The organism is Streptomyces sp. NPDC037290 (genome assembly GCF_055603245.1).
Genome location: NZ_JBVJVZ010000005.1, coordinates 45,754 through 58,959, shown reverse-complemented (window position 1 = coordinate 58,959; position 13,206 = coordinate 45,754). Strand labels below are relative to the sequence as shown.

The 13,206-nt window shown below is 71.7% G+C and carries 16 protein-coding genes; 4 read left to right on the top strand and 12 right to left on the bottom strand.

Features of this window, described 5'->3' with window-relative positions:
• Positions 1–7: 7 nt before the first annotated feature.
• The 4 genes from ACZ7HQ_RS18815 to ACZ7HQ_RS18800 all read right to left on the bottom strand — a co-directional run bounded on the left by ACZ7HQ_RS18815 (position 8) and on the right by ACZ7HQ_RS18800 (position 4,240).
• Positions 8–178, bottom strand: coding sequence for a hypothetical protein (locus ACZ7HQ_RS18815; protein ID WP_470990840.1), 171 nt, complete (start codon positions 176–178; stop codon positions 8–10).
• Entirely contained in the window at positions 175–2,433 is a 2,259-nt protein-coding gene (locus ACZ7HQ_RS18810; protein ID WP_470990838.1) for a phosphotransferase, read from the bottom strand. The genes ACZ7HQ_RS18815 and ACZ7HQ_RS18810 overlap by 4 nt, the downstream gene beginning before the upstream one ends.
• 164 nt (positions 2,434–2,597) lie before the next feature.
• A complete protein-coding gene (locus tag ACZ7HQ_RS18805; protein ID WP_470990836.1) occupies positions 2,598–3,359 on the bottom strand; it encodes an HAD family hydrolase in 762 nt (253 codons plus the stop codon).
• Positions 3,359–4,240, bottom strand: coding sequence for a GntR family transcriptional regulator (locus ACZ7HQ_RS18800; protein WP_470990834.1), 882 nt, complete (start codon positions 4,238–4,240; stop codon positions 3,359–3,361). Before ACZ7HQ_RS18800 ends, ACZ7HQ_RS18805 begins: the two co-directional genes overlap by 1 nt.
• A gap of 133 nt (positions 4,241–4,373) precedes the next feature.
• Between ACZ7HQ_RS18800 and ACZ7HQ_RS18795 the strand changes: the two genes are divergently transcribed.
• Positions 4,374–4,541 (top strand): hypothetical protein, encoded by a 168-nt coding sequence (locus tag ACZ7HQ_RS18795; RefSeq protein WP_470990832.1) that lies wholly within the window; start codon positions 4,374–4,376, stop codon positions 4,539–4,541.
• Here the strand turns inward: ACZ7HQ_RS18795 and ACZ7HQ_RS18790 are convergent.
• The 3 genes from ACZ7HQ_RS18790 to ACZ7HQ_RS18780 form a co-directional block, all read right to left on the bottom strand.
• Positions 4,536–5,450 (bottom strand): winged helix-turn-helix domain-containing protein, encoded by a 915-nt coding sequence (locus ACZ7HQ_RS18790; protein WP_470990830.1) that lies wholly within the window; start codon positions 5,448–5,450, stop codon positions 4,536–4,538. The genes ACZ7HQ_RS18795 and ACZ7HQ_RS18790 overlap by 6 nt on opposite strands.
• Positions 5,451–5,752: 302 nt before the next feature.
• Positions 5,753–6,991 carry a GNAT family N-acetyltransferase gene (locus ACZ7HQ_RS18785; RefSeq protein WP_470990828.1) on the bottom strand — a complete coding sequence of 413 codons (1,239 nt, stop codon included), beginning with the start codon at positions 6,989–6,991 and terminating at the stop codon, positions 5,753–5,755.
• A gap of 67 nt (positions 6,992–7,058) precedes the next feature.
• Positions 7,059–7,661 carry an RsiG family protein gene (locus ACZ7HQ_RS18780; RefSeq protein ID WP_470990826.1) on the bottom strand — a complete coding sequence of 201 codons (603 nt, stop codon included), beginning with the start codon at positions 7,659–7,661 and terminating at the stop codon, positions 7,059–7,061.
• A gap of 159 nt (positions 7,662–7,820) precedes the next feature.
• Here ACZ7HQ_RS18780 and dtd point away from each other — a divergent pair, with 159 nt between their 5' ends.
• A complete protein-coding gene (dtd, locus tag ACZ7HQ_RS18775; RefSeq protein WP_363216986.1) occupies positions 7,821–8,246 on the top strand; it encodes a D-aminoacyl-tRNA deacylase in 426 nt (141 codons plus the stop codon).
• 61 nt (positions 8,247–8,307) lie between these two features.
• Positions 8,308–9,087 (top strand): maleylpyruvate isomerase N-terminal domain-containing protein, encoded by a 780-nt coding sequence (locus ACZ7HQ_RS18770; protein ID WP_470990824.1) that lies wholly within the window; start codon positions 8,308–8,310, stop codon positions 9,085–9,087.
• A gap of 103 nt (positions 9,088–9,190) precedes the next feature.
• Here the strand turns inward: ACZ7HQ_RS18770 and ygfZ are convergent, their stop codons facing one another.
• Complete coding sequence (gene ygfZ, locus ACZ7HQ_RS18765) at positions 9,191–10,156, bottom strand: CAF17-like 4Fe-4S cluster assembly/insertion protein YgfZ (RefSeq protein WP_470990822.1); 966 nt, start codon at positions 10,154–10,156, stop codon at positions 9,191–9,193.
• 9 nt (positions 10,157–10,165) lie between these two features.
• A complete protein-coding gene (locus ACZ7HQ_RS18760; RefSeq protein ID WP_470990820.1) occupies positions 10,166–10,603 on the bottom strand; it encodes a Fur family transcriptional regulator in 438 nt (145 codons plus the stop codon).
• Between the two features lie 132 nt (positions 10,604–10,735).
• Here ACZ7HQ_RS18760 and ACZ7HQ_RS18755 point away from each other — a divergent pair, with 132 nt between their 5' ends.
• Positions 10,736–10,996 carry a hypothetical protein gene (locus ACZ7HQ_RS18755; protein ID WP_470990819.1) on the top strand — a complete coding sequence of 87 codons (261 nt, stop codon included), beginning with the start codon at positions 10,736–10,738 and terminating at the stop codon, positions 10,994–10,996.
• Between the two features lie 27 nt (positions 10,997–11,023).
• Here ACZ7HQ_RS18755 and ACZ7HQ_RS18750 read toward each other — a convergent pair whose 3' ends face one another.
• The 3 genes from ACZ7HQ_RS18750 to ACZ7HQ_RS18740 form a co-directional block, all read right to left on the bottom strand.
• Positions 11,024–11,599, bottom strand: coding sequence for a heme-binding beta-barrel domain-containing protein (locus ACZ7HQ_RS18750; RefSeq protein WP_470990817.1), 576 nt, complete (start codon positions 11,597–11,599; stop codon positions 11,024–11,026).
• A 446-nt stretch (positions 11,600–12,045) separates the two neighbouring features.
• The gene (locus ACZ7HQ_RS18745) at positions 12,046–12,366 is read right to left on the bottom strand and encodes a DUF397 domain-containing protein (protein ID WP_470990815.1); all 321 of its coding nucleotides are present in this window, start codon (positions 12,364–12,366) and stop codon (positions 12,046–12,048) included.
• On the bottom strand, positions 12,348–13,190 hold the full coding sequence (locus tag ACZ7HQ_RS18740; protein ID WP_470992198.1) for a helix-turn-helix domain-containing protein: 843 nt from the start codon (positions 13,188–13,190) through the stop codon (positions 12,348–12,350). The genes ACZ7HQ_RS18745 and ACZ7HQ_RS18740 overlap by 19 nt, the downstream gene beginning before the upstream one ends.
• Positions 13,191–13,206 lie beyond the last annotated feature (16 nt).

Here is a 13,206-nt window from a genome sequence, read left to right as displayed (position 1 = left end):
GACCCGGTCAGTCCTGGAATCCCCCCGCCGCCAGGATCCGGTCGATCCGCTCCCGGTGGTCCTTCTCCCAGTCGCCCAGGGTCTCCTCGGCCTCCTTGGCGCGGACCTCGCCGAGGTCGCCGGACCCGACCACGACGACCGAGCCGGGTGCGGCCCGGTGGATGGCGGCGTCGGTCATGACGGCACGCTGTCGGTGCCGTCCGGGCGGGTGGGCCGGCCCAGGGTGCGGGTGAGGTGGGGGGCGGTCCGCCGCGGGGACGACAGGCCCAGGGACGCGGTGGCCGCCGCCAGGGTCATCGCGTACGACTCCACCGCCCGGCGGACGTTGGGAGCGTCCAGGCTCGCCCCGGTGACCAGACGGTCGAGGTCGACGTAGGCGGAGCGGACGATCTCGATCCACCGGTAGACCCGCCAGTCCCGCTGCCAGTCACCGGTGCACTCCGCGGGCAGCAGGCTCTCCCAGCGGCGGAACATGCGGTCGCGGATCTCCGGCCGGGTCGGGGTGAGGTGCATGTGCCGGACCAGCTCGTACAGCGGGTCGCCGACCAGGGCCAGCTCCCAGTCGATGAGGGTCAGCGCCAGGTCGTCGTCGCGGCGCACCAGGTTCCAGGGGTTGAGGTCGCCGTGCAGCAGGGCGGGGGCGCGGTCGGTGACCTGGTGCCGGGCGAGGATCTCGCGCAGCCTGGGCGCGTCGGGCAGGCCCAGGAAGCGGGCCAGTTGCTGGGACGGGCGGGGCAGCCCGGCCACCAGCGCGACCAGTTGGTCGCTGAGCCACTCGTAGAAGCCGGGCCGGCCGGCCACCGGGTCGACCGTGGCGTAGTCGATCCGGGCCAGCGCGGCCAGCTGGTCGACCAGGCGGTCCGCCTCGTGCGGCCGCAGCCCGTGCACCGGGTGCTCGGGCCTGCGGCCGAGGTCGCGGCCGGCCTCGTAGGTGTGGACGGCGAACCGGTCGCCGCGGTAGCGGTGGGCGGGGTCGGTGGCGTGGCTCTCGCCGAGCGCCAGCACCCGGGGCGCGGCCACGGGCACCCCGGACCGCTCGATCGCGGCGAGCACCGCGTGCTCGCTGAGGAAGCTGCGCTCGCGCCGCAGGACGACGGTCGCCTCGCGGCGTAGGACGACGGGGAAGGGGGCGTCGGGGACCTGGATGACCGTGTTGAGGTGCGCGGCGCCCTTGAACACCCGCTCGGCCGGTGCGGCGCCCTCCAAGTACAGCGCGTCGGCGACCGCGCGGTGCCCGAACGCGGGGTGCTCGGGCACCCGCCGGTCCGGGGTCCAGTCGATGCCCCGGCGCGCGCGGCGCGCCGCGGCGGGCCGCCGGGCGCCGGCCGAGACCCCGCGCCGGAAGAGGATCCGTTCGATCTCCGGCTTCTCCGGCACCCGGCCCAGCCGCAACGGCTCGGTGGCGCGGCGCAGGGCCGCGTGGACGGCGGCGGTCGCCTCGTCCAGGGGGCGCCGGCCGAAGGCGTCCTCCAGCGAGCGGGCGGCGCGGATCACGTCCGCGTAGAGGGACTGCGCGTGCTCGAAGGCGACGTAGTGGCGCAGGTCCTTGCGCAGTCCGGCCGCCGCGGCGGGCCGCACCCGGCGTACGGCCCGCTCCCAGGCGTCGGTGGCCTCGCCCCACTGGTGGTCCGGGTAGCGCATGCGCACGAGGTGGACGGCGAGGTCGTGCAAGGGGTCGCCGTAGCCCGCCAGTTCCCAGTCCACGCAGTGCAGCGGCGGGGCGCCGGCGGCCGGCACCACCAGGTTGCCGCGGTGCAGGTCCCCGTGCAGCAGGCCGTACGGCCGCCGGGTCATCGCCGGCACCCGGTCGGCGAACCGCAGCAGGGCGTCCTCGGGCACGCCGAGGGCCGTGAACAGACCGCCGTAGCGGCGCCAGTTGGGCCGGCGGATCTGCTGGTCGGCCTGGTGGGCGAGGGCGCGCAGGAAGGCCTGGGAGTCGGTGTGGTTGCCCGGCCAGGACGCCGGGAGCGGCGGCAGGGCCGCGCCGCGCACCTGGACGACGGTGGCGAGCAGCTCCGCGAGTTCCGTCAGCAGGGGGCCGTCGAGCGGGGTGCCGGGGCCGCACAGCTCGGCCAGCGGGGTGCCCTCGACATGGCTGTGGACGGCGAAGCCGTCGCCCTCCAGCAGGCACTCGGGCACATGCGGCAGCACGGCTCGCACCGCCCGCAGGATCGCCGGCTCGTCGGCCCAGGTGCGGATCACGACCGGTGGCACGTCCGCCCGCGGCACCCGTACGGTGACCAGGGTGCCCGGGTCCCGGTCGAGCAGCCGGGCCAGCGGCTCGGTCAGCGGGAGCACGTGGTTGTCGTGGTGGAAGCCGGCGCCGCTCGGCCGGGTGGCCAGCGCGCGGGCCAGGAACGCCCGGACGGCGTCCGTCCGGACTCTGCCGGCGTGTCCCCCGGCCGCGGCACGGGGAACAGGCGGTGCGCCCACTGGCCGCTCCGGGGTCGATCGCGCGAAAAGGAAGGGTCGGGCCCAGTCGAGCAGCCGGGCGGGTGGTCCGCCACTCGTCTGTGCCGGGCCGGGGGCGGGCTCGTTGCCGTTCCTCCCGCACGGGTGCGCACGCGTCCGAGCGGTGACTCGGACGTGTCGGCATGCTAGCCGACCGGGCGGCCGCTCCGGAGCATCTGCAGCAGGGGCTGGAGCGACCGTACGACGTGTGGGGCGCCCGCGGCGCGCAGCAGTTTCTCCTTCGCCTCGTCACGCGCGTAGCCGAGGAACGGAACGCCCGCGGCGCGGGCGGCGGCGAGGTCCGAGGGGGAGTCGCCGATCATCAGGGCGGCCGCGGGCGCGGCGCCCATCGCGCTCAGGGCGCGGTTGAGGCACTGCGGGTGCGGCTTGAGGTGGTGCAGGTGCTCGGTGCGGCCGTACAGGTGCGGGCTGAAGCAGCCGGTGAGGCCACGGGTCTCCAGGTAGGTACGGGCCGCGCGGGGCGAGTTGTTGGTGGTGACGGCGAGCCGGGCGCCGACGGCCGTCCAGGTGCGGATCAGCGGGTCGGCGTAGGCGGTGGGCAGCGCGGAGGCGGCGGCCCGCAGCTCCTCCTGGGTGAGCCGCTCCTCCAGCCCGGCGACCAGGTCGCTGCCGGGACGCCTGCGGCCCACGGCGCGCAGCACGACCTGCGGGTCCAGGGTGTCCCGTTCGGTGTCGGTGAGCAGACCGTGCAGGCCCTGCCGCTCCAGCCATTCCACCAGGTCAGCGGCCACCCGTTCCGCCTTGTGCCCGGCGAAGAGGCGGCAGATCGGGCCGTCGAAGTCCCACAGCACGACCCGGGCCCGTGTGATCAGTTCCCGAAGCTTCTCGATCTCCTTCGCACCAGACGCCGCACCAGACGTTGCATCAGAAGTCGCATCAGAAGTCACTAGGAGAGTGTCAGGTCCGTCGTGATGGTTTCCCAGAGGGCGTCGAACCACTTCTGCGATTGCTCCACGAACGCCGCGTCCTGCTGCCCGGCCCGCCGCTCGAAGGAGAACAGCAGCGACTCGGAGCCGACGGCGTCGTACATCTCCAGCGTCCCGCTGTCCGTGGGCTCCTCGCGGCGTTCGATCTTGTAGTAGCCGAACAGCGCCTCCACCTCGTTGAGCAGGTACAGCTTGACCGGAGGGGTGAACGGCAGCGCCCGGAAGGTGACGTGGACGTCGATGTCGTGGGTGCCGCGCAGCGCCTGGAGGTTGTACTGGAGCACCTGCCCCTGGGCGTTGCGCATCGCCAGCCAGCGCTGGTGGACGGCGTCGTCCTCCTCGCTCCCGGCGTCGACCGAGACCGGGAAGGCGAGGTTGATGTCACGGGAGGGCAGCAGGATGCGGGCGTCGATCCGCTCGGGGCGCAGCCGGCCCTCGTGCACCAGGCGCAGCGGCTCGCCGAGCGCCGGGATCAGGCTCTGCGCGGTCAGGCAGACGGCGTCGATGCGCACGTGCGGTGCCGAGAACGCCTCGGTCAGCCGGGGCGCGAGCGCCACCATCGTCGGCTGGGGCTCCTCCCGCGCGGGCTGCGGCTCGGCGACCCGGGGCGGGCTGCCCTTGGTGACGTTGCTGAGCAGCCCGTCCTCCTGCAGGGCCCGCAGCGCCTGGCGTACGGCGCCCCGCTCGACCCCGAACTCCCCGGCCAGCTCGGCCTGGGTCGGCAGGCGCTCGCCGGGCCGCAGCACGCCGGTGCGGATGCGCTCGCGCAGCGTGTCGGCGATCTGCTGGGGCGAGAGTCTTCCGCTGCCGTTCACTGCCACATGCTCCTGGGTCACGACCAAACGCTACAACTCTGATCCATCTATGGGGAGTTACCAGCAAGTTGTTTATGAACTAAGACCAAGTGGGGACAACTTAGGTGGAGTTGGTTGCCAACTTTTGCAAGTTGGCCAATCTTCGTAAGGGGGAATCACCATGCCTGCCCTCGCTTTCCTGCTCGAACAGCTCGTCCAGTGGAAGTACGGCGTCGCCGGTGCCGTCGGCATGCTTCTGTTCGCGGGTGGCATCGAGACCAGGAGCCCGAAGGCCGCCTCCGCCGGCGCCGTCCTGCTCGCCGTGCTCCTCGCGGGCCCGGCCCTATGAACCGAGCACCAGGTCCGAACTGATCGTCTCCCACAGCGCGTCGAACCACAGCCGCGACTGCTCCACGAACGCCGCGTCCCGCCGCCCGGCCCGCCGCTCGAACGCGAACAGCACCGAGCGCGTGCCGTCGGCGTCGTACAGCTCCAGGTGCTCGTGCTCGATCTCCCGCTCGCGGCGCTTCAGCGTGTAGTACGCGAACAGCGCCTCCGAGCCGCCCAGCAGATACAGCTTGACCGGCGGGGTGAACGGCAGGGCGCGGAAGCGGACCCGCACCTCCACGCCGTGCGTGGCGTACAGGGCCAGCAGGTTCTGCCGCAGGACCTGGCCCTGGGCGTTGCGCTGGGCCAGCCAGCGGCGGTGCAGCAGACCCTTGTCGTCGGCGGCCACCGGCGCCGGGAAGGCGAGGTCGATGTCACGGCTGGGCAGCAGCACCCGGACGTCGATCTTGGCCGGTTTCAGCCGCCCCGCGTGGATCTGCCGGAGCGGCTCGCCGATGGCCAGCGTGAGCGAGACCGCGGTCAGGCACAGCGCGTCGATCCGCACGTGCGGGGCGGCGAAGGCCGCCGCGATACGGGGGGCGAGGCCGGCCATGGTGGGCTGCGGCGGCGCCACCGGTCCGGCCGGCGGCCAGGCCGGCCCGGGCACCGCCGCCACCGTGGCCGGGCTGCCCTTGGAAACGTTGGTCAGCAGCCGCTCGGACTGCAGGATGCGCAACGCCTGCCGCACGGCACCCCGTTCGACGCCGAACTCCACGGCCAGCTCGGCCTGGGTGGGCATGCGCTGGCCCGGCCGCAGCACCCCGGACCTGATCCGGGTGCGCAGTTCGTCGGCGATGTCGCGGTGGGACACGTGAGGCCGCTGTGACCTCGTCCCTCCACTGGCGGAGGCGTGCTCCGGGTCCACGGACAAACACTACAACTTCCCGCCAAGTTGCGGCAGTTCGCCGACGGCTGGTTATGAGCCGCTTCCCAACGGAGATAAGTACAGTGGAGTTGGCTGCCAACTCGCACGACATGGTCAAGCTTCCCAGTGGTTGGCCGATCGGGCTCCCTTCCGGAGGGGAGCCGGGAGCCCGGACAGGGGACGGCCACCGAAGCGCACAGTCACAACTGAACACGACATCGCACAGCCACAACTGAACACCGCAGCACAGCCACAACTGAACAGCTCGCTACGGATGAACGGTCAGCGTCACCGGCAGGAGGGAGCGGTCAGAACATGTCCGGGCACCACGGTCGCCCGGACGAGCGGAACAGGGCGTCGGCCTTCCGGGCGGCGCCCTCTCGTTCTTCCCGCACCCGGCCGAGCGCGGCGAGCCGCAGCAGGGACTCGCCCCCGAGCCAGACCGAGGCCAACTCCCCCACCTCCAGGGTGAGATCGGCGCTCTGTGCGCGCGTCGGCACACAGGACGCCCCCTCGGGCGAGGCCTCCAGCCGGAACCGGCCCCCGCCGAGGCCGTCCGGGTCCCGCACCTCCAGCACCACCGTGCCCGCCCCCTCGTACGTCCGCGCCTCCAGGGCCCGTACGACGTCCAGGATCCGCACCCAGAGCCAGTCCGCGTGCCCGGCGATCCGGGCCGCGCGGGGGTCGGGGAGGTACTGGGCGAGGAGGTCGTCGGGGCCGCGGTAGCCGCTCTCGACCCTGGTGATCCAGTCGATCGAGCACAGGAAGTGCCACAGGGCACGCTCGGCCGCCACCGTGGTGGCGATGAGCCCCCGCACACTGGCGGTCTGGTCCGGCTGCTTGCCGTTCCAGGTCTGGTCCGACCGGTACGCCACCAGGCCCTGGACCTCGCCGTCGGCCGCCCGGTGGACGGCGTAGAAGGGCTCGGTCCAGTCGTCGTGGAGACGGACGACGCCGGTGACCACCTGCCACCACTGCTCGTCGCGGCTGACCGCGCCCGGCTGGACGCGGCGGAACCGCTCGAACAGCTCGGGCCCGAGCCGCCGCACGTCCTCGCCGTCCACCAGGTCGATCCGGCCGCCGTCGCCGGGTCCCGACCAGCGGGGGTCGAGGCCGGCCCGGGGCACCTCGACGGTCCACCAGGTCGACCAGGTGGCCGGGCCGAAGCCGTAGCGGCCGTAGATCGGGTACTCGGCGGCGATCAGGGTGGCGACGACGTCACCGCGCTCCTTCGCCGCCGCGAGGTCCTGCGCCATCATGCGGCCCAGCAGGCCGCGGCGGCGGTGGGTGGGGCTGACGCTGACGTTGGTGATGGCGTCCGCGGCGACGGGCGCGCCACCGACCGCGGTCAGTTCCTGGGCGAAGGACCGGAAGGTGGCCACACAGCGGCCGCCGTCGAAGGCCCCGAGCAGCCGGCCCGGCACGAACTGCTCCTTGCGGAAGGCGAGCTGTTCCACTGTCAGGACGGGCGGCCGCAGGAACCCGACGGCATGCGCGCGCAGCCAGTCCCCGAACTCGGCCTCGGTGACGATCCGGACGTCGCTCATGGGCTCACGGTAGGCGGCGGCCCGGAACCTGTCGCCACCCTTTCGCCCCCACCGTCCTCCCATCGGCTCAGAGCAGCAGGTCGTCCACCTGGGCCTCGCCCTCGCGGTAGCGGCGGGCGATCTCCGCGCTGCAGTCGTCGGCCGTGCGCTGCAGGTGCTGGCGGCGGCGGGAGACCTCCTGCTCGTACCGGACCAGGCGCCCCATCGCGGCGGTCAGTTCCAGGTCCGTACGCGCCTGGAGATCGCTCAGCTCGACCTCCGCGAGCATCTCGGCGGCCAGCTGCCGGTACTCCTCGTTGTGCGGAGTGCCGAGCGTGACATGGCGGGCCGAGGAGCGGTGCCGGGCCGGGGCGTCCTTGAGGATCTCCGGGAGCCGGTCGACCATGGAGCCGTCCGCCGGCGCGGGCACGGACGCCCGGCCGCGCCGGCACAGCTCGGCGCGCAGGATGTCGATCCGGCCCTGCAGCAGCCGCCGCACATAGCTGAGGTCCGCCTCGTCGCGCTGGGCGTCCCGGCGCAGGGTGCGCAGCTCGGGCAGGCTCAGCCGGGCCAGATCGGGCTCTTCGGGCTCCACGGACAGGGCCGGATCCCCCGCGGCGTCGGCGCGCTGGGCGGGCGGCCGGTACGTCCCCTGCGTCTCCAGCCGCCCGCTGGTACTCGGTGTGCTCATGTGGTGGTGACCGTCCCCTCGACCGGCGTGTGGAAGCATCGTGCCACCCCAACTGGCCACTAAGTGACCGAGTGCCCCCGAACGGCCCCAGATGGGGGGTAAGGGATCTATATTGGACCCCCTGTGACCTCGTACCGGGCACCCGGCATGATGGTCCGCATGCGTGCGGTGGTGCAGAGAGTGGACGGCGCGAGCGTCGTCGTGGACGGCGAGACGGTCGGCGCGATCGAGGGCGAGGGGCTGTGCGTCCTCGTCGGGGTCACCCATGAGGACACCAAGGAGAAGGCGGCGCAGCTGGCCCGCAAGCTCTGGTCGATCCGCATGCTGCAGGACGAGAGGTCCTGCAGCGACATCGACGCCCCGCTGCTGGTGATCAGCCAGTTCACCCTGTACGGCGACGCCCGCAAGGGCCGCCGGCCCACCTGGAACGCGGCGGCCCCGGGTGACGTCGCCGAACCGCTGGTCGACGAGGTGGTGGCGCAGCTGCGGGGGCTGGGGGCGACGGTGGCCACCGGCCGGTTCGGCGCGCAGATGCGGGTGTCCCTGACGAACGACGGGCCGTTCACGGTGCTGCTGGAGATCTAGCCGGCCCGGCCCGCGAGGACGGCGGGTTTGACGGGAGGCCCGGCCTGGATACCCACGGCGCGTGATTCCCTCCATTCCCTCCGAGGTCGATGACACCCTGCCGGAGCTGGCCCCCTTCGTCGACGCCGTGTGGGCGCGAAGGCCCGACGCCGGCACGTGGTGCGAAGCGTGGACGGTACGGGACGTCCTGATCCACCAGACGGGCAACGCCGAGGAACTGGCCCGGGTGCTGCGGGCGTTCCACGCGGGCACCCCGGTGGAGACCAGGGGCTTCGACCGGGAGGCCCCCTTCCGGCGGATGTCCGACTCCGAGCTCTGGGCGGCGTTCCTGAACCGCTGCGAACGGCTCACCGAGGTCGCCGCGGCCGCCGCCGAGGACCTGCCGCCGGACACGGAGGTGGAGTGGACCGGCCGCACCGTGACCGTCCCGTTCTTCGCGGAGCACATGCGGGAGGAGCTGATCCTGCACCGCTGGGACCTGACCGGCGACGACCCGACCGCGGTGCGGGCGCTCGACGAGCCGTGGATGACGGAGCACAGCGTGGTGTCGGTGGGCCGGCCGTTGCTGGCACGGGGCAGCGCCGGCCTGGATCCGGGACCCGGCGGACGGGTCGAGGGCCGCCTGCGCGCGCCGGGTACGGACGACGTCGTGGTGACCGCCGACGCCGACGGCAGCAGTATCCGGTTCGCCGCCCCGGAGGGACCCGCCACGATCGAGAGCGACGCGGCCACCCGCGTCCTGCTGCTGTGGGGACGTCGCCCCGCCGACCCCACCCGCTGGCACAGCTCGGCCGGCCCGGAGGCCCTGCGCAGGGTACGGGCCCTGCTGGGCGGCTACTGAAGCACCCCGAGGGGCGCGGGGAACCGCGGGCCCTGCTGGAGAAGCGACCCGAAGCGGCGCGGGAAACGGCGCGACCAGCCCCCACACACCCGCAGCCGCGCGACTACGGCTCGACCACGACCTCCTGCGCGGCCGCCGTCTCTCCGGCCAGGAGCCTCGCGTCGAGCGGCACGTTCCTCTTCACCAGGGCCAGCGCCACCGGACCCAGTTCGTGGTGCCGTACCGAGGTCGTCACGAAACCGATCTTGCGGCCCTCCGGCCCCTCGTCCGCGACGCGGATCTCCGTGCCCGGCACCGGCAGGTGGACGTCGCTGCCGTCCAGGTGCAGGAAGACCAGCCGGCGCGGGGGCTTGCCCAGGTTCTGCACCCGGGCCACGGTCTCCTGACCCCGGTAGCAGCCCTTCTGCAGATGCACCGCCGTACCGATCCAGCCCAGCTCGTGCGGGATGGTCCGGTGGTCGGTCTCGAAGCCGAGCCGCGGCCGGTGGTGTTCGACGCGCAGCGCCTCGTGGGCGAGAAGGCCGACGGCGGGCCCGTGCGTGGCCGCGAAGGACTCCAGGTCCTCGCGCGGCAGGAACACATCACGGCCGTACGCCGTCTCCCGTACGACGACGCCCTCCGGCACCTCGCCGATGGACCCGGCGGGCAGGTGCACCACGGCGAAGTCACCCGTCCGGTCGGCGACCTCCACCCGGTAGAAGAACTTCATCGACTCCAGGTAGGCGACCAGCGCGTCCTGGGTGCCGGGCTCCACGTGCGCCCAGACGGTGCTGCCGTCGTCCACCAGGTACAGCGCGTGCTCGATGTGCCCGTGCGCGGACAGGATCAGCGCCTCGGTGGCCTGGCCGACGGGCAGGTCGCTGACGTGCTGCGTGAGCAGAAGGTGCAGCCAGCTCAGCCGGTCCTCGCCGGTGACCGTGACGACCCCGCGATGGGACAGGTCGACGAAACCGGTGCCGTCGGCGAGGGCGCGCTGCTCGCGGAACAGGTCGCCGTAGTGGGCGGCTACACCTTCGTCCACACCCTCGGCGGGAACGGCGCCGGGCAGGGACAGCAGAGGGCTCTTCATACCGCCAGCCTACGACGTGGTAGTTGAACTCTTCAGCGAACAGTCCTTGCACCGGCCGAAGATCGCGAAGTGCTTCATGTCTGTGTCGAAGCCGAACTGCTGCCGCAGCTTCGCCGTGAACTCGGAGGCGACCTCCACGTCGGCCTCGATCACGTTCTCGCAGTCACGGCACACCAGGTGCAGATGGTGGTGGCGGTCGGCGAGGTGGTACGTCGGCGCACCGTGCCCGAGGTGGGCGTGGCTGACCAGGCCCAGCTCCTCCAGCAGTTCCAGGGTCCGGTAGACCGTGGAAATGTTGACCCCCGACGCCGTCTTCCTCACTTCCACGAGGATGTCGTCGGGGGTCGCGTGCTCAAGGGTGTCCACGGCTTCGAGGACAAGCTGGCGCTGCGGCGTCAGTCGGTAGCCGCGCTGCCTGAGGTCGCTCTTCCAGTCGGTGCTCACCACGGGGCCAAGTCTAGGACCGACGGGTCCGCGTGCGGTTCGGCCGTACGAGCGGATAGTTCGATCAGCGGTTTTTCGGGGTGAACGCCGGTGGTAGCCAGTCGGCGACCTGTCGTCCTGGAAGAGGAGAAGCCCATGCGCGCACGCAGAGCCCTGGTCATCGCGATCGCCACCCCGGTCCTACTCGCCGCCCTGGGATCGAGCGGGGCGTCCGCCCGGCCCGAACCCCCTGCCGACATCCGGTCCGGTCCCACCATCGAGATCCCGAACGGGTCCACTGCCGACAGCAAGCACAGCAGCCACAGCAGGCACCTCAAGACGGAAAAGACCCCCGAGGAAGAACCGGAAGAGGGACTCTTCGGCGATCTCACGGGGGAACTCTTCGGACGCCTCTGACCGCTCCGGCGTCAGTTGCTCATGTGCTCACTTGAAGAAGGCGATGCCGTCGTCCGGCATGTCGTCCGGCAGGGCCTTGGCCCAGCGCTCCACGTCCTCCGGGGTGACGACCTTCTTCAGGTGGGCCGACATGTAGGGGCGCAGCTCGACCTCGGGGGTCTGCTTCTCGCCGACCCACATCAGGTCGCTCTTGACGTAGCCGTAGAGCCGCTTGCCACCGCTGTACGGCTGCGAGGCGGCCGTCCGGGCGACGGCGTCCGTGACCAGGTCGATCTGCGGCTTCTTGTCGGCCATCTCGCCGTACCAGATCTCGATGACACCGTCGTCACGGGTCATCGTCACCTCGACCTTGCGGTCGGCGTCGATCCGCCAGAAGCCGTACTCCGACTCCAGCGGGCGGACCTTGTTGCCGTCGTTGTCCAGCACCCAGGTGTGGGAGCGGTACTCCAGGAAGTCCCGGCCGTCGTGGGTGAAGCTGACCTCCTGGCCGAAGTTGCACTTCTCGGAGCCGGGGAAGTCGTGCACGCCCGCACCGGCCCAGTTGCCGAGCAGGAAGGCGAGCGGGACGAGGTCCTTGTGCAGGTCGGACGGGATCTCGATCATGAGGGGCGGTTCCTAGGTGGGGGTCAGCGCTGGCCCTGGTACAGCTTCTTCACGGTCAGACCGGCGAAGGCGAGCACACCGACGCAGACCAGGACCAGCAGGGTTTCGAAGAATGCTTCCACGAGTGCTCCTTGAGCGGGGGCGGGCGTACGACAGGGCCGGGGCCCAGCTTACGCGGCCGGGCTCGGGCTCACTTTGCGAGGTGCGCTGTACGGGGTCTCAGCCATTCGGTCCGCCTGGCTCGCCCGGGGATCTGCCGGCACCGAACCTTGATCCAGGTTCAGCCCGCGATCGGAGGGAAGAGCGTGCTCAAGGTGCTGCGAACGATGGCGGCGGGTGTGGCCGCCGGTCTGTTGCTGGCGGTCACACCGGCTATCGCCCACGCCCAGGACATCGGCTCCATGGAACCCGCCCCCGCTCCCAGCGCCGATGATTCCTCGGCCCTGTCAGACGTCACAGGCCTGGTGGGCGCCCCGCTGAACGCGGGAATCTTCTGAGCCGCGCTTGACCCCGCCCACGAAAGCCGCCCAGGCGCCCGCGCCGATCAGCAGGGGGGTACGGGTGGTGTCCTTGCTGTCGCGGACGGGGACGAGGGGGAGGTTGTCGGCGACTTCGACGCACTCGCCACCGTCCGGGTTGCTGTAGCTGCTCTTGCGCCAGTCGGCTGCGCGGAGAAGGTCGTCGGAAACTTCAACGCACTCGCCACCGTCCGAGTTGCTGTAGCTGCTCTTGCGCCACGTCACGTTGCTCAGGTCGATGGCTCGCACGGTACTTCCTCCAACATCCGCAAGATGAACTTCCGCGACTCGACCGGGGGCAGGGCCATGTCACGCACGGCATCATAAGTGCGCTGGAAACGCTCAACCCTGCTTGGTTCTTCGACCAGTTCACCGACAACGTCGTTCTCGGCGTAAGCCACGGTACGGCTGTCCAGCAGCCGGAGGAACATCATGGCGGTGCCCACCAAACCATGAGGACCCGCACAGAGCGGCAGCACCTGGAGCGTGATGTTCGGATACTCCGACGCCTCCACCAGGTATTCCAGCTGCTCCTGCCACTCCCGCGCATTGCGCAACGGGGTCCGCAGCACCGCCTCGGAGAGGATGCTCCGGAACGTCGGCGCATCGCGGCCCGTGAGCAGCTCGCGTCGACCGACGCGTGCTTCGACCTGCTGGTCCAGCTCCCGCCCTTCAAGGCCACCCGCCGCGAGCGCTTCGCGTGCGTACGCGTCCGTCTGGAGGAGCCCCGGCGGCCTGCTCACCGCGTAGTGCCAGAGGTTCACCGCCTCCGACTCCAGCACCATGTACCGCCGGTACTGCTCCTTGAACTGCGTCGGGTCCGCCACCGCCAGTTCCCACAGCGTCACCAGCAACCCCGGCGTCCCGTAGTGCTGGTCAAGCGCCTGTACGACCTCCGGACCACCCAGCGTCCGCCCACCCTCCATCTTGCTGAACAGCGACGCGTCCCAGCCCACCTCCTTCGCGAGGTCCCGCAGGCTCAGGCCGCGCTCGCTCCGCAGGCGCCGTAACTCCTCGGCGAACCGCGCCCTGGGCTCCTGGCTCCGTCCCGTGATCACCAACCGCTGCGGCATCGCGCTCCTGTTGAAT